17 protein-coding genes are annotated in these 22,888 nt (G+C 61.8%); 5 read left to right on the top strand and 12 right to left on the bottom strand.

Going from position 1 to position 22,888, the window contains the following annotated elements:
- Window positions 1-5: 5 nt before the first annotated feature.
- From RHP72_RS23005 to RHP72_RS22980, 6 genes are all read right to left on the bottom strand, one after another.
- Window positions 6-1,013, bottom strand: a complete 1,008-nt coding sequence (locus RHP72_RS23005) for an NADP-dependent oxidoreductase (RefSeq protein WP_019745038.1) — start codon at window positions 1,011-1,013, stop codon at window positions 6-8.
- Complete coding sequence (locus RHP72_RS23000; RefSeq protein WP_003939720.1) at window positions 1,010-1,438, bottom strand: organic hydroperoxide resistance protein; 429 nt, start codon at window positions 1,436-1,438, stop codon at window positions 1,010-1,012. The genes RHP72_RS23005 and RHP72_RS23000 overlap by 4 nt, the downstream gene beginning before the upstream one ends.
- A 2-nt stretch (window positions 1,439-1,440) precedes the next feature.
- The gene (locus tag RHP72_RS22995; RefSeq protein WP_311093851.1) at window positions 1,441-1,896 is read right to left on the bottom strand and encodes a MarR family transcriptional regulator; all 456 of its coding nucleotides are present in this window, start codon (window positions 1,894-1,896) and stop codon (window positions 1,441-1,443) included.
- Window positions 1,897-1,974: 78 nt separating this feature from the next.
- Window positions 1,975-3,357 carry a condensation domain-containing protein gene (locus RHP72_RS22990; RefSeq protein WP_003940563.1) on the bottom strand — a complete coding sequence of 461 codons (1,383 nt, stop codon included), beginning with the start codon at window positions 3,355-3,357 and terminating at the stop codon, window positions 1,975-1,977.
- Window positions 3,357-4,823 carry a condensation domain-containing protein gene (locus tag RHP72_RS22985; RefSeq protein WP_311093850.1) on the bottom strand — a complete coding sequence of 489 codons (1,467 nt, stop codon included), beginning with the start codon at window positions 4,821-4,823 and terminating at the stop codon, window positions 3,357-3,359. Before RHP72_RS22985 ends, RHP72_RS22990 begins: the two co-directional genes overlap by 1 nt.
- Entirely contained in the window at window positions 4,756-6,270 is a 1,515-nt protein-coding gene (locus RHP72_RS22980; RefSeq protein WP_081558339.1) for a condensation domain-containing protein, read from the bottom strand. The genes RHP72_RS22985 and RHP72_RS22980 overlap by 68 nt, the downstream gene beginning before the upstream one ends.
- Before the next feature lie 470 nt (window positions 6,271-6,740).
- Here RHP72_RS22980 and sthA point away from each other — a divergent pair, with 470 nt between their 5' ends.
- Together sthA and RHP72_RS22970 are read left to right on the top strand one after the other, a co-directional pair.
- Window positions 6,741-8,153 carry a Si-specific NAD(P)(+) transhydrogenase gene (sthA, locus tag RHP72_RS22975; protein ID WP_277377516.1) on the top strand — a complete coding sequence of 471 codons (1,413 nt, stop codon included), beginning with the start codon at window positions 6,741-6,743 and terminating at the stop codon, window positions 8,151-8,153.
- Between the two features lie 151 nt (window positions 8,154-8,304).
- The gene (locus tag RHP72_RS22970) at window positions 8,305-9,207 is read left to right on the top strand and encodes a hypothetical protein (RefSeq protein WP_003940348.1); all 903 of its coding nucleotides are present in this window, start codon (window positions 8,305-8,307) and stop codon (window positions 9,205-9,207) included.
- Between the two features lie 325 nt (window positions 9,208-9,532).
- Here the strand turns inward: RHP72_RS22970 and RHP72_RS22965 are convergent, their stop codons facing one another.
- Both RHP72_RS22965 and RHP72_RS22960 read right to left on the bottom strand, forming a co-directional pair.
- Window positions 9,533-9,790: a hypothetical protein gene (locus RHP72_RS22965; protein ID WP_311093848.1), complete on the bottom strand. Its 258-nt coding sequence runs from the start codon at window positions 9,788-9,790 to the stop codon at window positions 9,533-9,535.
- Between the two features lie 50 nt (window positions 9,791-9,840).
- Window positions 9,841-10,842: an AraC family transcriptional regulator gene (locus RHP72_RS22960; RefSeq protein ID WP_311094892.1), complete on the bottom strand. Its 1,002-nt coding sequence runs from the start codon at window positions 10,840-10,842 to the stop codon at window positions 9,841-9,843.
- Between the two features lie 364 nt (window positions 10,843-11,206).
- On the opposite strand from RHP72_RS22960, the gene RHP72_RS22955 reads away from it, so the two are divergent.
- Window positions 11,207-13,726 (top strand): LuxR C-terminal-related transcriptional regulator, encoded by a 2,520-nt coding sequence (locus RHP72_RS22955; RefSeq protein ID WP_311093847.1) that lies wholly within the window; start codon window positions 11,207-11,209, stop codon window positions 13,724-13,726.
- A gap of 6 nt (window positions 13,727-13,732) precedes the next feature.
- Here RHP72_RS22955 and RHP72_RS22950 read toward each other — a convergent pair whose 3' ends face one another.
- The gene (locus RHP72_RS22950; RefSeq protein ID WP_311093846.1) at window positions 13,733-14,488 is read right to left on the bottom strand and encodes a MerR family transcriptional regulator; all 756 of its coding nucleotides are present in this window, start codon (window positions 14,486-14,488) and stop codon (window positions 13,733-13,735) included.
- Between the two features lie 321 nt (window positions 14,489-14,809).
- Here RHP72_RS22950 and RHP72_RS22945 point away from each other — a divergent pair, with 321 nt between their 5' ends.
- Window positions 14,810-18,265, top strand: coding sequence for an indolepyruvate ferredoxin oxidoreductase family protein (locus RHP72_RS22945; RefSeq protein WP_042921773.1), 3,456 nt, complete (start codon window positions 14,810-14,812; stop codon window positions 18,263-18,265).
- Window positions 18,266-18,359: 94 nt separating this feature from the next.
- Here the strand turns inward: RHP72_RS22945 and RHP72_RS22940 are convergent, their stop codons facing one another.
- From RHP72_RS22940 to RHP72_RS22930, 3 genes are all read right to left on the bottom strand, one after another.
- Window positions 18,360-19,019, bottom strand: a complete 660-nt coding sequence (locus tag RHP72_RS22940) for an LppP/LprE family lipoprotein (protein ID WP_003940243.1) — start codon at window positions 19,017-19,019, stop codon at window positions 18,360-18,362.
- A 93-nt stretch (window positions 19,020-19,112) separates the two neighbouring features.
- The gene (locus tag RHP72_RS22935) at window positions 19,113-20,780 is read right to left on the bottom strand and encodes an amidohydrolase (RefSeq protein ID WP_162113757.1); all 1,668 of its coding nucleotides are present in this window, start codon (window positions 20,778-20,780) and stop codon (window positions 19,113-19,115) included.
- A 16-nt stretch (window positions 20,781-20,796) separates the two neighbouring features.
- On the bottom strand, window positions 20,797-22,047 hold the full coding sequence (locus RHP72_RS22930; RefSeq protein WP_311093844.1) for an MFS transporter: 1,251 nt from the start codon (window positions 22,045-22,047) through the stop codon (window positions 20,797-20,799).
- A gap of 216 nt (window positions 22,048-22,263) precedes the next feature.
- On the opposite strand from RHP72_RS22930, the gene RHP72_RS22925 reads away from it, so the two are divergent.
- On the top strand, window positions 22,264-22,866 hold the full coding sequence (locus tag RHP72_RS22925) for a TMEM175 family protein (protein ID WP_311093843.1): 603 nt from the start codon (window positions 22,264-22,266) through the stop codon (window positions 22,864-22,866).
- Window positions 22,867-22,888 lie beyond the last annotated feature (22 nt).

Below are 22,888 nucleotides of genomic sequence, written 5' to 3'. Positions count from 1 at the left end.
TCGGGTTACAGCGTGACAACCATCTTGCCGGTGTTCGCGCCGCGCATCAGGTCGATGAACGCTTGCGGTGCATTCTCCAGGCCTTCGACGATGGTCTCGTCCCACTGAATCTTGTTGTCGGCGAGCCACCCTGCCATGTGGGTGCGGAACTCGCCACCGAGGTGACGGTAGCCGCCCACGAGGAATCCGCGCAGTGTGAGCTGCTTGCCGATCACCAGTGCCAGGTTGTGGGGAGCTGTGGGCTTCTCGGTGGTGTTGTACTGAGCGATGGCTCCGCACAGGGCAATCCGGCCACCCTGGTTCATGGCATCGATGGCGGCTTCGAGATGCTCGCCACCGACGTTGTCGAAGTACACGTCGATGCCGTCAGGGGCGGCAGCGGCGAGTAGTTCGGTGATCGGGCCGTCGTGATAGTCGAATGCCGCATCGAATCCGAGTTCGAGAAGTCGGGCAACCTTCGCCGGTGAACCGGCGCTACCGATTACTCGCTTCGCTCCGAGCAACTTGGCGATCTGACCGACGAGCGATCCGACGGCACCTGCTGCGCCGGAGACGAATACGGTATCGCCTTCCTTGAACTCCGCAACCGCGGTGAGGCCGGCATACGCGGTGAGGCCAGTCATGCCAAGGGCACCCAGGTAGGCCGTCGCCGGCGCGATGGACGTGTCGGCCGGAGTCACTGCGGATCCGTCGAGGATGGCGTATTCACGCCATCCGAGGCCGTGGACGACAACGTCGCCCACGGCGCGATCAGCCGACTTGGATTCGACGACCTCGCCGACGGCACCACCGTCGAGCGGCGCACCGACCTGGAACGGCGGAAGGTAGGACTTCACGTCGTTCATTCGGCCGCGCATGTACGGGTCGACGGAGATGGCGATGTTGCGGACCAGGATCTGGCCGTCTTCGAGTTCGGGGAGTTCTACTTCGGCGGTGGCGAAGTTCTCCGACGTGGGCCAACCGTTCGGGCGTGAAGCGAGACGGATTTCCCGGCTGACAGTGGTAGTGCTCATTCGTCGTCCTTACTTACTTCGAGGGTGACCTCGATGTTGCCGCGAGTTGCATTGGAGTACGGGCACACCTGGTGTGCCTTCTCCGTCAGCTCGACGGCCTGATCATGGGGTAGATGGGGGAGTGAAACCTCCAGCGTCACAGCGAGTCCGAAGCCTCCTGCACCGTTGGGGCCGATGCCGACCCGCGCGCCGACTGCGGAATCAGCCACGTTGGCCTTCTCGGCACGGGCGACCATCTGCAGAGCGGAGTGGAAGCATGCTGCGTATCCGGCGGCAAAGAGCTGCTCGGGGTTGGTGCCTTCGCCGCTGCCACCCATTTCCTTGGGAATGGCGAGGCCGAGATCGAGGCGTCCGTCCGAGGTGCGAGCGTGACCGTTGCGGCCTTCGCCGGTGGCAAGTGCTTCTGCGGTGTAGACGATGTTCATGACTACTTCTTTCCGTCGGAGTGGGCATTGGATGCTTGGAGCGACTCGCCGAGACGAGTGAGAACGTCTCGAAGTTCGGTGAGTTCGTCGGTGCTCAGACCAGTGGCACCTGCGAGTTTGGCTGGGATGTCCTCGGCCTTGCTGCGCAGGGTGGAACCCGCCTCGGTCAGGTGAATCTCGACGCGACGCTCGTCGGTGGTGAGGCGTCGGCGCTCGATGAATCCCAGACCCTCGAGCCTCTTGAGCAGCGGCGAGAGAGTTCCGGTATCGAGATCGAGTGCCTCACAGATCTCACGCACCCCGCGGCCGTCTCGTTCCCAGAGTGTCAACAAGACGAGGTACTGGGGATACGTGATTCCCAGGTCGTCGAGCATCGCCCGGTACGCGGCCGTCGTGGCCCGCGACGCCGAATAGAGGGCGAAGCAGACCTGGCGTTCGAGGGCGAGTGGGTTGGTCACGAGAACAACTGTAGCGCACAGTTAAGTTGTGCACAACAAAGAAGTGTCAAATAGATCTACGGATAGGCGGCCGTTCGTCTACGGCGTCGACAGGATCTCGGAGACATGCGAGAGGAAGGTGTGCACTGTCCGGGCAGCGGGCGCAGGAAACCTGGTCCGCACTGCCAATCCGTCGTGAGTTCGTGAGAACCAGAACTGAACGTCGTCGGCGTTCGAGACGCGACTGAGTTGCTGCGGATTGATCGGCGCAGGCTGTGATTCGCTGGACTTTGATTTACGGGGGCGAGATCCACCGGGCATGGTTCGGTAGTCGGCGTAGGACACCGAGAAGATGTCTCTGCGAGTGGGCGAAACCTCGGGCCCCAAGCTCCGCAAAACCTGCCTCGACGACACGGACGACAGTGAAAGTGACTCGTGGAAAGCGAGATTGACTGCCCGGGCAGTGCTGTGAAGATTGTCCATGCTCGTCACGGTGATGGGCGCATTGGCTACCAGCCATCCGAAGGTGTGGTTGTGTCGCGGTTCCCGACGCGTGTGAACAGGGAACAGTAGGTGCGTGTCCCTCTTGCCGGTCAATTGTGTTGTGGCCAAACCGATCGACGCAAGAATTGCACCGAACGACGAGTGTCGATGATCGGCGCAGTTCTGGTCGAACAACTCTGCTTCGTCGGCGTCGAGGAGCATTCGGGTGTCTGTGCCCTGGGGCGACATCGCCCCGGCGGGCAGTCCCAGATCTACGGGAAAATGGGGAGTGTCACCCCCGCATGCTCGGAGGAAGGACCGCCAACCCGCAATCCGGTGGTCGCCGGGCTCTGGATCCGCGGTTGCCGATTCCCGGAAGCAGTAGTTGAGGAAACTCCCGGGCTCCGGAAGGAGATCAGACGCGATCGGATCACGGTCCGCTCGCGTGTATTCGCGATACAGAGTGCTGATCTCGGTAATTGCGATGCTCATGGACCAGCCGTCGCAGATGGCATGGTCGAACCCGCAGACCACTGTCGACTGGTCCTCGCGGGTGATGGCACCGAGAAAGTACGCGGGAAACGCGAAAGGATTGCACCATCGATCCAAGCGCTCGCCCAAGAGTTCTCGCACCTGCTCCGGTGTTCGCGCGTCAGCCACTGTTTCCTCACGCAGGCGCAGATCGCCGACGTCGGCGACGTCGACGAACAGTGCCGAGGATTCACCCGATTCTTCGGCCTGGGAGAACGAGCACGACAGGGCGTCGTGACGGGACGTCCATTCCTCGAAGCTGGCCTTGAGTGCGTCCGTGTCGATGGGGCCGGGAACGTCGAAAGTGGCAGCGAGCCAAGTCGTATCGCCGCGGCTGCCGGCAAGATGCAGCTGCTGATTGGAGGTCGGGGGAACCGGATACGTCGTTCCGGTGGAGATTTCGCTCGGCGTCCACTGCAGAATGCGGCCCGGCCGTGCCTCGAACCTGTCGAGAAACGTGATGTGCATCAGGCGGTCTCCACTTCCTGACGTGCATCCGCCTGACGCACGACACGGTAGTCGCCGGTATCAGCGACCGTTCTCAGGACGTTGCGAAGGTGTCGTAGGTACCGATTCACCGATGTGTGCGCCTGCTCGGTGTCCGGAAAACTGACCATCACGTACGTACGGTCTTCCTTCCGGTTGATCCACATCGACAGATCACCCGTCGTTCCTGGCCCACCCAGTGCCCGCGCCTCGAGTTCGTCATGGTGCTCGGCACCTGGAATCAGGCGCATGTCGATGTACGACACCATCGGCGGGACCGAGGTTCCACCGATGTCGGATCCGGTCAACTTCGACACCTGGGCGATCACCGAGTGAATGGACACGTCCGCGAGTCCCTTCACCGCAGCGCGAGCAGCGTGGGCAAGGGGGAGTGCATCGGTAAAGTTCGTGACACCGCTCAGCGTGAACGAGACCGGGACGAGATTGATGAACCAGCCTTGGGAATAGAGGTATCTCGGATCGGAGCGAGTGCCGACTGCGTTGAGCGCGAAGTAGTTCGCTCGATCCGCAACTTCGATCTCGGTGAGGGCGAGGGCTGCGAAGATCCCCGTGGAGAAGCCGACGCCATTGGACTTGCACAGCGCTGCGAACGCGGCTGACTCGTCGCTGTCGAGAACGTCGATGTGTGTGCGGGTCGACCGGGTCTGTTCGCCGCTCGCGACACCGAGGTCGAGGGGGAACGTCGGGAGTTGGCCGGCGTTGGCGGCGAGAATCGAAATCCACTGCTGCACAGGCGCTGCGGTCAGGTCGAGGTTGCCCGCAGATGTCCGTTCCTCGCCGCTGTACTCCACGTAGCTGCCGGGAGAGGGAAGTTGAGCGTCGATGCCGGCGCTTTCGGCGATGTACAGCGCACGAAGTTCTTCGACGCCCAGCATCAACGACAGGCCGTCGGTGTGCGAGTGATCGACGCCGTAGTAGACGGTGAAGCCGGCGCCGTGCTCGACGACGCCACTGATGAACGAGGGCCATTGCAATGGGCTGGTATCGCCGGCGAAACTTCGGCTCACATGCTCGCGAACCGCATCTGTCGTGTTCACAGAACCGACGCTGTGCGGCGTGAGTTCGATCGTCGACGCATCCACCACGTGACGGTCGATGACCCCGCTACCGTCGGGATCTTCGGATGATCTCACCTCGAACCAACTGTGCAGTGTGTTGTGCCGCAGGACAAACGCCTGGACCGCCCGACGCAGTGCCTCCCGATCGAGATCACCGGGCAGAGTGAACGTGAATCCGATCCACGGTGACCAGTCGACGCCTTGTGCGCGCTTGTGATCGGCGGTACGAATGTGTCCTTCCTGTAGGAACGAGAGCGGTTGGTCGCTCCGCGGTGCCCCGGATGCCGCCGCCAGGGATTGTTCAGTAGGCCTGAACTCGGTGAGCGTCCCGGCTTTCGGTGCCCAGAGATCGATGGGTGTCATTTCCATGAGAGTTCTCCTCGATCGGTACAGCGGTATTGATCGGTACGGCGGTGTTGGTCGGAGGTGCGAAAGTGTCGGTCGAGAAGGCAAAGTCCTCCATTTCGCGGCGTAGGAGTCCCGCGAACTGATGGATGTGGCGGCTCGTGCGCGCGTTGCCCGGGTGGCGTATGGCCAGATTCAGCCCTTCGGGAGTCCGCGTGAGCCAGATGTAGACGTCGGTTCCCGAATGATCTCGACTACGAAGGCCCCTGGTCTGCCAGCTCGTCCATTGCTCGGCACCAGGAACGTGACGAACGTCCATGTACGAGAGCACGAACGGCAGGTGCTGCGGGGAGTCGATCAGCTCGCACACTTTCGAATACGGCAGTGCCGCGGCGGGGCGGACGCGCCGTATCTCCGTGCCGGCAACCTTGGCCAGATCGCTCACGGTTGCGGCGGGGGCAATCGGAATCCTCACCGGCACAACACCGATGAACCATCCCAGCGACGCGGCCCATCGAAGCTCCGAACGGGTGTGTTGCGGCACGACGACGCGGAATTCGTCTGCACCGGTGAGATCGCCGGTCACCTTGGCCGCGCACGCGAGTATCGCGGCCAGGAATCCTTGGTTGCTGCGCTTGCTCGCTTCTGCCAGGCGTTCGGCTCCCCGGGCGCTCAGAAGCCAGGCAGACAGGCTCTGCTGAGGGACTCGGCGTCCGGTGACCGGTTCGGGTAGCGCTGGAAAGTACGGAGCCTCGCCCTGCGCGTAGAACTCGCGCCACGTCTGCACTGCCGGGTGAGAGCGGTCCGCGTGTCCCACGAGATCTCGTTCCTTGGTGCCGAAGTCGATGTAGCTTCCGGTCTCCGGCGGCGAGGGAGGGCTTCCCTCGCTCAACGATCGGTAGATCGTCTGCAGTTCGTGCGCGGTCAACGCCACCGAATATCCGTCCAGCAGAGCATGATCAGCGGCAAAAACCACGGTGAAGTGGTTGGGGCCTTCGATCGTCGCGAACTGATACGCAGGCCAGACAAGTGGATCGGTCGATCGGTCGAGCAGTTGCTGCAGATGCGTGAAGACAGACATCGAGGACGCAAGGTGTCCGACCTCGGTGCCCAGAATCCGGACGTCTCCAGACGCCGCGGTGCGTCGGACTATCGTTTCGCCCTCCACGGCGACGTGTGTTCGGAGCACTTCGTGGCGATCGATCCAGTGATCGAGAGCGGCCGCCCAGATCCTTCGGTCGAGTCGGTCGTGGATGCGAAACGAGGTACCCAGCCACGACGGAGTGCACACGTCGGTCTGATGGTGCACCTGCCGTTTCGCCTGCTGGGCATGTTTCAAGTGTGCCTCGTGTATGTAGCTGGCGGGACGCTGGTCGACAGGCCACAGCTCGGGCGGATTCACCGCGGCGGGAGTCCACTCGGTGACGGTCCCTGGAGGTAGGGGATAGTCGGCAAGTTCCGTGAATTCCATTGGGAAACCTGATCTCTCGAGATGGCGAAAGGTGGGGATCGTGAACGGGGCGGATGTTTGTAACCGAGAGTGACAGATGATTAGTCAAGGCAAGTAGAACGCGGCCCGAGGCTCCGCGCAACTGCTTCGGTGCGGGATGTGACGAGGAACATTCCGCTCGTTATTTCGGACAATTCGAATACTGGACATCCGGTTTACGGCCCTGGTCACCTGTCAGTTGATCGATCAATCACTCTGTGGTGAAACAAATTTCAACAGACCGTTGTGAATTCCGTCGGCGACGAAGCATGTGCGCATGCGAACGTCGGAATATGTTTATGTGTAGCAAGTTTCGTATTAATTCGGCTGTATCTCTTTTAATTGCAACAGGGTTCGTGTACTGCCGTCGTGTCGTTTCGGCGCGCGGATTGTTCACCGAGTATTGACATGCTCGGCATCTGCCGGTCGTATGCAGACGGTATTTCTAAGCGATGACTGATCCGATGGAATACGACCTGGTTGTGATCGGCTCCGGCCCGGGTGGGCAGAAGGCTGCCATCGCGGCGGCCAAGCTGGGTAAACGGGTAGCGATGGTCGAGAAAGGCAACATGCTCGGGGGAGTGTGCGTCAACACCGGCACCATTCCGTCGAAGACGTTGCGTGAGGCGGTTCTCTACCTCACCGGGATGAACCAACGCGAACTGTACGGCGCGAGTTACCGCGTCAAGGAGAACATCACTCCGGCCGACCTGCTGGCGCGAACCCAGCATGTCATCACCAAAGAAATCGAAGTCGTTCGATCTCAGCTCCTGCGCAACCGCGTCGAATTGTTGGTAGGGGTCGGCTCGTTCGTCGACGAGCACACCATCCTCGTCGAGGACGCCTCGCGCGGAGACAAGATGACGATCACGGCGAAGTTCGTCGTGATCGCGACCGGAACGTTGCCTGCTCGCCCGGCGGGGGTGTCCTTCGACAGTCACCGGGTGCTCGACTCCGACGGGATCCTCGATCTGACCTCCATCCCGACCACCATGGTCGTCGTGGGCGCGGGAGTGATCGGTATCGAGTACGCATCGATGTTCGCGGCACTCGGCACCAAGGTCACCGTCGTCGAGAAGAGGACGTCGATGCTGGACTTCTGCGACCCCGAGGTCATCGAATCGCTTCGATTCCATCTACGCGATCTGGCGGTCACTTTCCGATTCGGTGAAGAAGTGACGGCCGTCGACGTCGGAGCGAACGGAACGCTTACGACGCTGCGCAGCGGCAAGCAGATTCCAGCCGAGACCGTGATGTACTCGGCTGGACGGCAAGGCCTCACGGCGCCACTCGCGCTGGAGAACGCCGGGCTCGAAGCCGACGAACGTGGCCGTATCTACGTCGACGACAATTTCCGCACCAAGGTCGAACACATCTACGCCGTCGGTGACGTCATCGGATTCCCGGCGTTGGCGGCGACGTCGATGGATCAAGGTCGACTCGCGGCCTATCATGCCTTCGACGAACCAGGCGCGAAGCCGATGGATCTGCAGCCGATCGGCATCTACTCGATTCCCGAGGTGTCGTACGTGGGCGCCACCGAGGTCGATTTGACCAAGGAATCGGTGCCGTACGAGGTCGGGGTTTCCCGATACCGCGAACTCGCACGCGGGCAGATCGCAGGCGACACCTACGGGATGCTCAAGATCCTGGTGTCGACGGATGACCTGAAACTGCTCGGTGTTCATATCTTCGGCTCGGGTGCAACGGATCTCGTGCATATCGGCCAAGCGGTGATGGGGTGCGGCGGGACCGTCGAATACCTTGTCGACGCCGTCTTCAACTATCCGACACTGTCCGAGGCGTACAAGGTGGCGGCGCTCGACGTCATGAACAAGATCAGGGCTCTCAAGCAATTCCACTAGGGGTCGGGGTGTCCCCAGGTACCGGTCAGGGGCGGTCGGTGTACTTCTCGGGTAGCACTTGTTCGAATACCTGAGGGTGATGTCAGGCCTGGGGAAATAAGGCAGGGTCTATCTCCATGACCATTGCCCAGGAACTTCGTGTGGAATTTCGATGCTGATCGGACTGATTGCCGCGATCGTGGCATGCGTCGGGTACGGCGTTGCATCCGTGCTGCAAGCCTACGGCGCGCGCAAGTCGGCAGCTGCCGCCGAGCAGCGTGGCGAGGCCGGACACGTGACGGCGTCGGGTGGCCCGACCTTGCGTTCGACGTTCGCGGCCGCGCTGACGGCGTCGTTCATCCTGGGCACCGTGCTCGATGCGGTCGGATTCGCCGGAAGTGCCATCTCCGCGCGGCTCATTCCACTGTTCTTGTCGCAGACAGTGGTCAGTGCCAATCTCGTCATCACGGCAGTGCTGGGGACCGTGGTCCTCGGCATCCAGCTGCATCGTCGCGACTGGTTCGCGATCGCTGCGGTGATCGGATCGCTCCTGCTGCTCGGATTGTCGTCAGGTCACGCGGGCGGTGGGAGTTCCAACGACGTCGTCCATTGGGGTGTCCTCGTGGGCTCGGCGTTGATCTTGCTGATCGGCATCGGTTTGATCCGATGGTTGGGCTCACGCGCAGCAGTTGTCGCCGGGTTGATCTCGGGTGTGCTGTTCGGCTGTCTGGCCATTGCCGTACGCGTGGTCTACGGAATCGATCCGTTCGAAATCGGCACCATGCTCCGCGATCCGGCAGGCTGGGCGATCCTCGTCTCGGGCCTGGGCGGCTTCTATCTGCATACGGTGGCGCTGCAACTGGGATCCGTCAACGGAGCGACAGCGGCTCTGGTTGTCGGCGAGACGGTGGTTCCGGGAATCGTCGGCGTCGTGGTGCTCGGCGACGCGTCGAGACCGGGCCTGGAATGGCTTGCCGTGGTCGGCTTCGTCGGGGCAATCGCGGGCGCCGTCGCCGTGGCCGTCTTCGGCGCGGCGAGCCACGAGGAGAAACCGGTCGAAGAAGTGACCGTCTGATGCGGTAGCGAAAAGCTGTGCTGTTCGACCGGTCAATTGGTAACGGAAACCGCGTTCTCGCAGATAGTTCCAGTGCGCCCCAACGTCCCGCATACGTTGTGCAGTCACGGGCAGCGGGACGAAGAACGGAGGAAAGTGATGAGCAGCTTGGATATTCAACGCTGGTCGAACGACTTCACCGCGCTGACCAAGGTCATATCGGAAGGCATCGAGCAGTTTGTTCTCCGGTTCATTTCCAGCTGAAGTGATCTGAGCTCGCTGCCTGTCATGGAATTATTGATCTCCACCGCGGTTCGGAGGACGAATCGTGATGAAGCAGAGGTTCTTACGGGGTTTCGGAGGCCCGGGCGGGGGCGAGCAGGTAGGAGAACACGTACGTAACTGCGGCGATGACCGCCAGTACGATCAAGGACATCGGGAACCCTGCGGCATCTCGCACCGGGTCACCAGTAGCGACGACAGCCGACATGAACAGTCCTATCCAGGACCAGGCTCCATCTCCGACTATCGGGATCATCACGGCGACACCTGTGACCGCACCTGTGAGCGCAGCCAGACTCAGTTCCTTGTCGACCCAGCTCATGGATCAACTAGAACACAGGCACGCTCGCGAGGCTGTGGAGTATCTCGGATTCAGGGGCTGAAGAACTCGAGTCGGCGGTGCAGGCGTGCGATCGACGGGTCCCCGATCGTGCGTCTGCCGTCGGTTCGGGCTTGGCTCGGGGTCATCCCGTAGAAGTCCTTGAACGCTCGCGCCAACTGGGATTTCGAGGTGAAGCCGCATCGCAGGGCCAACGCTTCGATCGTTTCGTTCGGCATCTCGGTTCTGGTCAATTCGCGGTAGACGAGTTCGAGACGCTTCCGCCGAATGACAAGAGCTATTCCGCCGTCGGATGCGAATGCGCGATAGAGCTGTGCCCGGGAGACGGACAATGCTGCGCACATGCTCGTCGGGCCGAGCCAGGTCTCCGAGAGATGCTCGGCGATGTAGGCGTACGCACGATCGCGGAGAGAGTGATCGGGCCGCGGCGACAGATCAGGTTCGGCGATACCCAAGCTGACACGAAGGAGGGAAGCGACGACGTCCTCGTAGCCGGCCGCAGCATCGGGATCGAGATGCGGTAGCGCGAGTACGACCGATTGCATGCACTGAGCGAGCACGACGGCAGGAACTCCGCGCAGTACCGTCCCGTGTAGAGAACGACCCTTCGACTCGGCCTCGACGAGGGAACGCGGTGCGAGGAGCGTGATGGTGCGCCCTGTCGATTCCGCCTCCGCGTCGGCGGTCCAGGTACGCCCGAGGTCGAAGAATGTGACATCGCCTGGACGTGCGACGAAATCGACTCCGTCGGCGTTGCCGCTCAACTGCCCGTCGAGGACGACCTGGACCATGTATTCATCGTCGAGTCCGCTCTCGGCGATCAGCCGATTGTTTCGGGTGTACTTCTGTGTGTTGAAGGTAGTTTGACCGATCAACGAGGTTCCGATGGAAAGCGCTGTGATCGAGCCTTCGAGAGATGTGTCAGGGTCAATTCGGTCGGTGACGAAGAACGGACGTGTGACACTGCGCCAGAAGTCGTCGGCGTCCGCAGGATCGACCGATCGGGTCGACACGCGGATGCGGGCGGAATTCATCGACACGCGGGCATGATATGTCAGATCCCGCAGGTCGCAGTCACTCTCCCGCAAATAGACGTCAATAGTGACCGAGCCCACATCATGAGACAAATCGGGCGTATTTGTGAGACGGCCAGTGCTCGCGTGTCGCGGCGAAGCTGTCTATGTTGTTCGTTATGGGTGGACAGGTTGGGAGTTCGATGCTCGAAAGAAATCTCGAGTTCGGCGGGGATCGACTGCTCGTTCGTCGGCCATCATGAGGTCCACTTCGAATCGATCGCAGCTATCTCGAGCAAAGCGAAATCCTCGAGGAAGGGGCACGCTGCAAAGGCGGCTTGCCGGGCGTGGAGCCACGGCGATTCGTCCCCGCCTCCTCGGATTGATGGAACGCTCGGCGGGATTGACTGTCATCGATTCGCCGCTTGGGTTCGGCAAGACGGAACTCGCCGCGTTGTGGCTCACGACTCTCGGGCAGGTGCCGAGCAGACCGGTTGTCTGGGTGCCGGCGCCATCGCATCGGATGACCCCCCTCGAGTACTGGAACACCGCGCTCGCAGTAATTCAGGATTCGCTGGAATCACTCGAGGCCCCGCCACGAATGCGCGAGGATCCAGTGGGCGCGATCGAATCACTCCTCGACTCGTCGCCCGCACCATTCGTGTTGGTGTTCAACCGCATCGACCTGGTTGAGGGTGACGAGGTGGGACGCCGAATCGTGGATCTGATCGTGCGGCTTCCCGGATTGAAAGTAGTCGTCACGCTGCAGGATCGGTCTGCGACGGACTTGCTCGAAGACGTCCGCGTGGACGAGTACCTGTGCGCGAACGACCTCAGATACACACTCGACGAGTCCACCGTTCTGTTCGCGGAGGCAGGGATCCACCTTCCCTCGGGCATCGTCCATTCGATCTGTGAACGCGTTGCCGGCGTTCCCGTGCTGATGAAGGTTGCTCTGAGTGCGGTTGCGGGGCTGAGTGAACCGAGCCGTGGACGCGAACGCGTTCAGCAGCGAGTGGACCAGGCGATCCACGCGTACGTCAGTCGGACCGCTCCTCGGTCGGGCAAGTCGCTCGAGTTGTTCGACTTCGCGACTACGATCGCCGCTGCCCGCACGGTGACACCAGAGATCGCTCGTGTCTTGTCCGACGATCTTGACGTGGAGGGCAAACTGGACTTGCTCGAGTCTTTCGGTCTGATCTTCCGGAATGGTTTCGAGGGAGAACCGTCCTGGTACTTCGCGCCGTCAGTTCGACTGGCATTCATACAGATACGGGCCGAACAAGGGGATGGATTCGAAGATCCCTTCCAGGTTCTCGTCGATCACGCTCTCGGGACTTCGGATATAGCCGGTGCCGTTCACTACGCCTTGGACGGACGCAAGTGGACCAGGGTGCTCGACATACTCGAGCGCCACTGGGCTGATCTTCTGGTCGATCACACCGGATTGGTCCGGACTGCGTTGCAATCCATACCCGGTGACGTACTCAGTTCGAACCCTTCGATTCTGGTGGGTCGTGACCTGCTCGAATCACGTCTGCGGCCGCAGTTGATCAACGGCGATTCATTACCGACGGAACCGGCGGAATTGCGTGCGATAGGTGGTAGTCCGCATGCGCACAGCTTGTTGAACGTCGGAACTGTCCAATCGGTGGTGCTGAGAACATCCGGTAAGTACCAACGCTCTACCGAGATCACGCGCAAATTGGCGCACGTCGTGTACGGCCTCGGCGACGAGTCGTTGGGCGCGTTGGGGTCTCAACTGCCCGCCCTGCGGCTGATCTGGGGGGTCTCGCATCAATTGACCGGTGACCTCGGTGATGCCGCGGTGGAATTGCGACTCGCCTATCAAGGTGCGGTGCAACATGGTCCGGAGTTCGTCCTGCGTCACGCCGCAGGCAATGCCGCGCTCAACTCCGCGCTGATCGGGGACGTCGCGCACGCGACGGACTGGCTGCACCTGGAAAGCACACACCCGGACGTTTCGGGATGGTTGGGACCGCCCTCGCACATGGGGGGAGCGATCGCGCGGGCACTGGTGGCGTGCGACAGCGTGGACCTGCACGCCGGAGCTGCCGCGATGGACGCACTCGCCGAGGTCACACCGCCGGGCGACCTGTGGGCGTTCGCGGCCTACACTTACACCAGATTTGCACTGCTGCAATCGGACCCGTTCTCGGGGCTGATTTCCCTCCAGCGCGCAGTGGCAACGCACGGGCACGTGAATCCGTGTGAACGATCGCTCGGTGACGCGCTTCTCACCGCGGCACGTATCGATCTTCTGTTGGCGTCCGGGGAGGGTACCAAGGCGCTGGAAGAATCAGTCGCTGCGCCACATACGTTTGCAGTTGTCACGGTCTCCGTGGCGCGGACGCATCTCCTGACCGGGTCGCCGTCCCAGGCATTGGAATTGTGCCGCGAAATCGACTGGAGCGGGCAGTATCTCACGAGGTTTCGGCTCGAATCTCTGCTGATCGAATGCGCTGCTCTGTGTGAACTGGGCAGGATCCCCGCTGCCGCGAGTACATGGGAGGAAGCTCGCGGACTGCTCGAAACCTCCGGTGTCCTGTCGGCCCTGGCGACGATACCGCGTGATCTGATCAGGCAACTCGAAGATCGGGCCGAGGGCTCGAGCAGTGCCGTCGCGACCTTTCTCGAATCCGAAGCGGCGCAGATATATCCGGCGGCCATCGTTCGGGTCCAATTGACGAAACGGGAGATGGACGTTCTCGTGGAACTGGGTCTCGGCATTCCGATCGGTGAGATCGCGCGGCGGTTGTTCGTATCCAACAACACGCTGAAGAGTCACCTCCGAGCCTTGTATCGCAAACTCGGTGCGCATTCCCGGGAAGAGGCTGTCGCGGCAGCGCACCGACACAACCTCCTCGGCAGTGGGCAGGACTGATCGGCGTCAGTGCAGATTGCGCTCGGCGTAGACCTTCATCGCGTCACGGACCAGCGAAGCGGTGCCTTCTCCGTACTTGTCGTAGTTTGCAGTGAAGCGGGGATCGTCGACGTACATCTGGCCGAGTCCGGTGAAGGCGTCGGCGCTGGGAGTCCTTCCCTGCCAACCGATCTTTATCCACTCGAACTGTCTTCGGGTAATCGTCTGGACGTCGTCGCTTTCCGCGGACAGCCCCGCTGTCAGTGCTTTTCCGAATGCCGCTGCGATGTCGGCTTGAGCTTGCAGATGAGCTTTACGGTCCTGCTCCGACATCGACCGCCGCCAGTTGTCGCCGCTGGTGTAGGCGTCCTTGCCCCAGCGCTCGATGACCTCGTCCTTGTATCGGGTGTGGTCGAACCCGTCGAAAACATCTTCCGGCATGAGTGATTCACCATTCTTCGTCTTGTTCAAGGTCCTGTTGACCGATTCGATCTGTCTCGAGATCCGCGTGCGCTCTTGCTCGAGGAGTTCGAGGTGCGTACGCAGTGCGGCGGCCGTATCGCGTTCGCCGGTGAGGACTTCGGCGATGGCCGGCAATCCGAGTCCGAGTTCCCGAAGTAGAAGGATGCGTTGCAGTCGCACCAGGGCGTCTTCGTCGTAGAAGCGGTAGCCGTTGGCGCCGATGCGACTCGGTTCCAGGAGTCCCAAATCGCCGTAGTGACGCAGCGTTCTGCTGGTGGTACCTGCGGATTTGGCGAGTTCTTGGATGGACCATTCGCTCACGTGGAGTTCCTACTCTCGGATCGGTTGTGCTCATTCAGCATGCAAGTTGACGTTGCGTCAATGTCAAGAAAGTTCTCGGTGTGCATTGTCGGGAACGTTTTATGTCCGTTTCGCCGTATCGCCACGAACGGGTCTCCAACTGATTGATTCGATGACCTAGGTCACGTGATTTGGCTCACAAATTGTCAATTTGAATAGTTGAACAAGCCTCTGTTGACGCTTTCACATACCTCGACCACGATCATCTGAACAGATCGAGTTACGCGGTTGTTGAAAATGCACGGTAGTTGAAATGCACTGCAGACGGAACGGTGGTCCACGATGACTGAACTGGTGTCGGGCGTAGCCCAGGCCAAGCCCTATGACCTCGATGATCGGTACCGGTCGGGATCGGGACCGGTGTTGCTGACCGGTGTTCAGGCAATTGCACGCGGCTTCGTCGAGCAGCACGTTCGCGACATTCGGGCAGGTAAGCGTATTGCCACCTTCGTCTCCGGTTACCAGGGCAGCCCCCTCGGTGGCGTCGACAAGATGCTTCACGGCATGCCCAAGGTTCTCGCCGAGCACGACATCACCTTCATCCCTGGCTTCAACGAGGAGCTCGCCGCCACGGCGGTATGGGGAAGCCAGACGGATCTCCCTGCCGGAACCGCGACCCACGACGGCGTGACCGGCGTCTGGTACGGCAAGGGCCCCGGCGTCGACCGCGCTACCGACACCATTCGCCACGCCAACATGTACGGCGTGAACCCCAAGGGCGGCGTCGTCCTCCTGGTGGGCGACGACCCCGCGTCGAAGTCCTCCACGGTTCCGGCCGTCAGCGAGCGCTCGCTTGCCGCGATGGGCGTGCCGGTTCTCTTCCCACGCAATGCCGAAGAGATCATCACGATGGGTATGCACGCCGTTGCTCTCTCGCGTGTCTCCGGTTGCGTCGTAGCGCTGAAGATCGTCGCCGACGTCGCAGACGGTGCCTGGACGATCGACGGCAGCATCGCGGACTTCGACATCGTGGTTCCGGAAGTGCAGTTCGAGGGCAAGCCCTTCGTCTACAAGCAGCGTCAGATGGCCGCGCCGCCGGACAGTGTCATCGCCGAGGCCGATCTGTACGGCCCGCGATGGGATCTTGTGCACGCGTACGGAACTGCCAACAACCTCGATGTGATCGAGGTCAACCCCTCCGGTGCGAAGATCGGTATCGCCGCCACCGGTACAACTTTCGACTCCGTCCGTCAAGCTTTGGCAGACCTCGGCGTCGATGATGCCGCACTGCACCGCGCCGGGATCCGTCTCCTTCGCATCGGAATGTGCTACCCCGTCGTGGGCGAGAAGATCAAGGAGTTCGCCGAAGGCCTCGAGCAGATCGTCGTGGTCGAGGACAAGACCGCGTTCATCGAAGCTCAGATCCGGGAAGTCCTGTACGGCACCGACGATGCCCCTCGCATCATCGGCAAGCGTGACGGCCAGGGCCGTCTGCTCATGCCTGCCAGTGGTGAACTGACCGCAGGCCGGCTGCTCGCCCCGTTGCGCCGCGTACTGAAGCCGCACGTCGAACTCAAGCGCACCCTCCCGGCCCCGCTGTCGCTGAACGTGCTCTCCGCCAAGCGAACCGCGTACTTCTGCAGCGGGTGCCCCCACAACCGTTCCACCGCTATCCCCGAGGGTTCCATCGGCGGCGGCGGAATCGGTTGCCACACACTCGTCACCATGTCCGGCCGTGAGGACAGCGCTGTCACCGGCCTGACGCAGATGGGCGGCGAGGGCAGCCAGTGGATCGGGCAGGCACCGTTCACCGACGTGCCTCACCTGTTCCAGAACATCGGCGACGGCACCTTCTTCCACTCCGGTCAGTTGGCTGTCCAGGCATGCATCGCCGCAGGCGTGAACATCACCTACAAGTTGCTCTACAACGAAGTGGTAGCGATGACCGGTGCACAGGACGCGGAAGGTGCCCTCTCCGTTGCTCAGCTCAGCCACAAGCTGACCACCGAGGGCGTCAAGCAGATCATCATCTGCGCCGACGAGCCTTCGCGTCACAACAAGCGCGCTCTGGCCAAGGGCACCAAGCTCTGGCACCGCGATCGCCTCGACGAGGCCCAGAAGGAGCTTCGCGAGATCAAGGGCGTCACAGTGTTGATCTACGACCAGCACTGTGCGGCCGACGCTCGTCGCCAGCGCAAGCGTGGCACGCTGCCCACTCGCAACACTCGGGTCGTCATCAACGAGGCAGTGTGCGAAGGCTGCGGTGACTGCGGTGTGAAGTCGAACTGCCTCTCGGTCCAGCCCGTGGACACCGAGTACGGCCGCAAGACGAAGATCGACCAGACGTCCTGCAACACCGATTACACCTGCATGGACGGCGATTGCCCGTCGTTCGTGACCGTCGAATTGGTACCGGGCAAGAAGGCTCCCAAGGCCGCACGTCCCGTCCCGCCCGTCGTCGCAGACCCCGATTTCGGACCGCTCACCAGCACGCAGAACGTTTTCCTCGCGGGCATCGGCGGCACCGGCATCGTGACCGTCAACCAGGTGCTCGCAACGGCTGCACTGCGCGCCGGCCTCGAGGTGGAGAGCCTTGACCAGATCGGACTGAGCCAGAAGGCCGGACCGGTTGTCTCGCACCTGCGTTTCAGCTCCAGCGCGCTCGAGCCGTCCAACCGCCTCACTCCGGGCAGTGCGGATTGCATCGTCGCCTTCGACCTGCTGACCGCGACGGACAACAAGAACCTCGACTACGGCAACGCCGAGAAGACGGTCTCCATCGCCTCGACGTCGCAGACGCCGACCGGAGACATGGTCTACGACAAGGCTGTTCGCTACCCCGAGGAGACGTCACTCCTCGCCCGTCTCGACAAGGTGTCGCGCACCCTGCGTTCGTTCGACGCACTCGCCGCGGCGCAGGAGTTGTTCGGTAACACCGCAGCAGCCAACTTCCTGCTGATCGGTGCGGCCTACCAGAGCGGCGGACTTCGTCTGCCGGCCGAGGCCATCGAAGAAGCGATCGGCATCAACGGCGTTGCCGTGGACGCGAACATCGCGGCATTCCGTTGGGGTCGTGCAGCAATTGCCGACACCGCAGCGTTCTCGGCCGTCACCACGCCGGCCAAGTCCGTCCGCGAACCCGTTGTCGCACCGGCTCACATGTTCGCCGGAACCACCTTCACCGGTGAAACCCTGCGACTGGTGGAACTGCGTGCGGCGCAGCTCATCGAGTTCCAGTCCGTCAAGATCGCCCAGCGCTACATCGATCAGGTTCAGGCAGTCTGGACCGCCGAACGTGCCGCAACCGAGCGGACCGATTTCAGCGAGGCTGTTGCCCGCGGCCTCTTCAAGTTCACCGCGTACAAGGACGAGTACGAAGTTGCTCGTATGCTGGTCGACCCCGCATTCATCGAGGACGTCAAGTCTCAGGTGCCGGCCGGGGAGAACCTGACCTACAAGCTCCACCCGCCGATCCTTCGAGTGATGGGCCGCAAGAAGAAGATCGGTCTCGGACCCAAGTCGCATGTTGCACTGAAGGTTCTGGCCAAGGGTAAGAAGCTTCGCGGTACCAAGCTCGACCCCTTCGGCTACATGCACGTCCGCAAGGTCGAGCGTGAACTGCTCGCCGAGTACGAGGCCATGATCGCTGACCTCTCTCGTACGCTCGCAACCGACGGATACGATCGCGCCGTCGAGATCGCGGCACTGCCGGACGTGGTTCGCGGTTACGAAGACATCAAGCTCGGCAACATCGAGCTGTACAAGACTCGCCTGCGCGAACTCGGTGTCGGTGAGTAGGAGCGCCGGCGAGTAGATCGAACAAGACTGTGCCCCAGCGACCGTCGTCGCTGGGGCACAGTTGCATTCAGGGCCTTCTCGGACCCAGGCAGGTTCAGGAGGGCGGGAACTGGCCGTCGGCAACCACGGCGCTGCCGTTCCACGTGAAGTTCACTATGTTCGGTCCGCCTTGGGGACAGCAGAATGCATCGTCGTCCAGCAGCCAACGGTATTGGACGGATACCGAATCCTTGTTGCTGTCGATGACGTGTGTGTACGAGTACGGCTCACTGGTAGCCGTGCCCAGGTATGTTCCGTCGTGGAAGAACAGGACGTGTGACTGGTAAGTCGCATCGCCGACGCCGTCGCCGTCCACCGAAACCCAGAGCAGGTCAGGACAATTCCCGATCTGTTCTTCGCTCGCGGATCTCGGTATCCAATTGCCCCCGTTGATGTCGGTGCCCAGCGTGCCGATGGCGTCGGTGACGAGCGAGGAGCCGACGTCGAGACAGGGACCCGAAGCGGGGATTGCTGTCGTAGTCGCCGTCGTGGATGCATTTGTGCGGGTGTTCGATTGTGGCGGGGGAGAGCTCGCTACCGTCGTCTCGGTTTCGTTTGCCGTCGATGTCGCCGACGCCGTTGAACTGGCTGCCGTGGAACTCGCCGCCGCTTCAGGTGTTCCTTCGGTCGACCCACAACCGGCGACCGTCAGGGCAGTGGCCGTCACCAGTGCAGCGGCTGCGACGGCGGCCGAAATCGGAGCTTTCCTGCGCATGCGTCCTCCAGAGTGTATGGGTTCACGTGTTCAAGTCCCTCCTTCGTTCTGTCGCCGGGCCGCATGCGTGCGTTATCGAACAACCGGTAACGATCAGCTATCGGACTCGGCGTTCCGTGCTTCGGTGCTCTTGGCCCCGGCCGCGTCGTATCGCACGGATCCAGCAACGACGGTCATCGCAATCTCTGTGGTCAGGAGAGAATCGACCCCTTCGGTGAACGGATCTTGTTTCAGTACGACAAAATCGGCTGCTTTACCCCGAACCAGCTGGCCGGTCACATCTTCCCACCGGCACGAGTAGGCAGCGTCGCGAGTTGCGTGAGCCAGCGCGTCCGCGAGGGGGAGTGCGTACTTCGGCAGGTTGGGTGCCAGTGACGGATCGATTGCGGATCGACGGGTGGTGGCGATGAACATGTTCGGCAGCGGCGGGTGGGGAGCGGTCGGAGCGTCCGAACCCAACGCCAGAACCGCTCCGGCCTCGGTGAATTCGGGCCAGGGGTACGCGCGATTGACCCGGTAGTCGCCGAGCATCGCCTGCCAGTTCTCCTGGATTGCAGGGTCAGCGTGAACCGGTTGCATCGAGGCGATGATTCCCAGGCGGGCAAGCCTTTCGACGTTGTCCCGGGTGATGGACTCCAAGTGTTCCATTCGGTGCCTGCGGGGAATGTCTCCGTTGGCGGCGATCGCGTACTCGAGTGCCGTCAATCCGATCTCCGACGCCTCGTCGCCGATCGCGTGCATCGCGATCTGCAGGCCTGCGGCGTCAGCGGCTGTCACGACGGGTATCAAGGACTCGAGATCCCAGATGGGCTCGGCGTTGGTGCCGTCCGAGTACGGCTCTTTCATTGCGGCAGTGCAGCTGTCGATCACACCGTCGATGATGATCTTGATTCCGGCGATACGGAGCCACGGACCTTGGACGCGCTCGTGGAGTTCGATCACGTCGTGAACTTGTCCGACGTTGTCGGCCTCGTTGTCCTCGCGGGTCATCAGCCAGTGAGCCGCGACACGCAGCGGCAGTGTTCCGTCTCCTGCGTCCAATGCTCTTTCCAGCGAGGCTAATTCGTCCGCGCCGAGTGCCATGTCGACCGCACCGGTCACGCCGTCCTCGAGATAGTGGCGGAAGGCGAGAGCGAGGGCGGCGTCCCGGTCTTCGTCGGATGCGAGCTCCGCCAGTTTCGGCCAGACGTAGAGCATCATGGCGGTCTCGTACAGCATTCCGGTGGCTTCTCCGGTGTCCGGATCCCGGCCGATACGACCGCCGATCGGATCGGGAGTGTCCGCGTCGATGCCGAGTTCTCGCAGTGCTGCAGTGTTCACCCAGACCGAATGTACGTCGTTGGCGTCGAGGTACACCGGGCGATCGGGCACGACGGCGTCGATCATCTCTCGCGTCGGGTGCCCTCCATCCAGCGCGGAGAACAACCAACTGCGACCCAGCAGACGTGGTGCATCCGGGTTCGATTCCGCGAATTGCTTGATGCTGGACTGAATGTCGGCGAGATCGGTGGCATCACGCAGATCCAACTTCTGCAGCGCGAATCCCATCATGACCAAATGTGTATGTGCGTCGACGAAACCGGGTAGCACGACGGCGCCTTGGAGATCGATCACCTCGGCGTCGGGTGCCAGGATATCGGCATAGACGGTTTCGCCCACGAATCTGAGCTTGTGGTCCTCGACGACTATGGACTCGGCCCATCCGTCGTCGGCAGCCGTGAAGATCTTTCCGTTGCGGTAGTGAGTGATGCTGTCATTCATGACTTCTACGTGATCCTTACGCGATGACGGTAGTAGTGATGGCGGCGCTGTGGTGACGATACGCACCTTCGGTATGTGCAGAGAGTCGGGAAACCAAGGCGAACGGGACCAGTAGAACGAAGCTGATCCCCGAGATGATGACTCCGAAGGTCGGATACCCGAGGCCGGCCGTCACCGAAGTTCCGAACAGCGGCGCGAACGCGGAGCCGATGAGGTAGGTGCCCAGTAGTGGCGCCGACCATCGGCCGGCCGCGTCGAGCGCGGCCGAGATGGCAACCAGGACGATGAACGTGGCCGCGTAGATCGTGTTCCAAGCGATGACCACTACCAGGTAGATCGTGGGATCGGTGGTGAGGCCGGCAGACAGCTTCAGAATTGCCCCGAGTATCAGTAGCACGGAGATCGATACTGTCCGACTGACCCGAGAACCCAACGCGGTCAAGGTAACAGCCGCGAGCACACCACCCGCCGTTGATGCGCTCAGTGCGAGACTCATTTGTTGATCCGAGAGCCCGGCGTGCTCGGAACCCATGATGCCGAGTACTGCCCACAACGAGTCCTCGCTGATCGCCCAGACTGCAAGCATCGCGAGAAATGCGGTTCCGGCAAAAGTGAGACGTTTCGCGCTGACCCCGGCGGGGAGAGCTGTGGTCGTATTGGCGGACTTCGCCATCTCCGGCGACTCTTTCACCGGGGACGACGGCAACCAGGTGACCGTTGCTGCGGTAGCCAGTGCCAGGACTGCGACGATGCCGAATGCGTTGGTCATGTGTGTGCCGAGGATGGGTATGAGAGCGAGGACGGCTGTGACGACGACACGGTTCACGAGGCCGCTGATGCTTGACGCCCGGTCCGGGTTCGTGAGCGCGGCCAGTGCCGCTCCGCCAACGGATGCGGATCCACCAGCGCCGATACCGCCGACGATGATCGCGGCGCATGCGATTGTCGTGGACGGTGCGATGGCCGCAACGCCGAATGCGGCTGCCATCGCGATCAGGCTGACGCGGCCGAGGAGATGGCGATGCCGGCCCGAGGCGGTTCGGGTGGTGGCGAGGCAGGTGACGGCGCAGACCAGCAGCGATGCGGTCAGAACGGCACCGGCAGCGGATTCGGTGACACCGAGGTCCTCGACCATTGCCACGATCATCAGGGGGATGAGGTTCGCGGTGATGAACCCCATGACGCCGATACTGAAGACGGCAATACCGCGGTTGGCGGTGAGTGGAACCCGGTCGGACTGCGTATTCGTCGAAGCGTTGATCGGCACTAGGGCAACCCCATGTCCTGAAGGGGGTGGCTGAACCGACCCCTGGTGGCGTGATGCGAGTCACTTAATGAATGTGATTCGTTAAGTATGGGGATGGGCTCCGCCACGGTCAAGAGATCTAACGAATTTGATTCGTTAATTGTATGTTTCCGGATACGTGCTTCCGTAAAGTGGCGTCGCCGGTCTGTTTCCTGTTGTGAGGCTTATGCTTCCGCAATGGCTGAGATTGCGGAACGCACCCGCTACTTCGAGCGCTACGTCACTTTCATCGACGCGATTGTCGCCATTGCGATCACGCTGCTCGTACTGCCGCTGGTCGAACTCACCAGTGACCACCACGGCACCACGTCGGAACTCCTGCGCGATCACGCTGCGCAGTTCTACTCGTTCGCCCTGAGCTTTCTGGTGATCTTCCGGCTCTGGTGGTCGCAGCATCGGCTGCTTCGTTTTGTGGTCGACGCGGACAAGGTGGTCGTTCGCGGACTGGGGTTGTGGGTGATGACCATCGTGTTCCTGCCCTTCCCGACAGCGCTCGTTGCGGCGCCGTCGCAGGATCTCGGAACCAGGGCTCTCTACATCGGGACAATGGCAGCCAGTGCTGCGTGCCTGGCGGTGGTCGCGTGGGGTCTGGTTCGCAACCCGTCGTTGAGTGAAGAGAATGCGAAGCCGCATTTCACCGCTGAAATCGTCACTTTCCTGATCATGGTGGTGGCGCTGCTCGTCAGTGTGCTCGTTCCGGTGACGTCGTACTTCCCGCTGTTTCTTCTCCTGCTGTCGACGCCGATCGAGAAGCTGTGGAACCGAGTGGCGGCGAAATGAAGTCGCGGTGAAGGTGAGATGA

Source organism: Rhodococcus sp. SG20037 (assembly GCF_031763325.1).
GTDB classification, from domain to species: Bacteria; Actinomycetota; Actinomycetes; order Mycobacteriales; family Mycobacteriaceae; genus Rhodococcus_F; species Rhodococcus_F qingshengii.
Note: the sequence above shows the minus strand (reverse complement) of the source record. Positions and strands in the feature narration are given on the sequence as shown.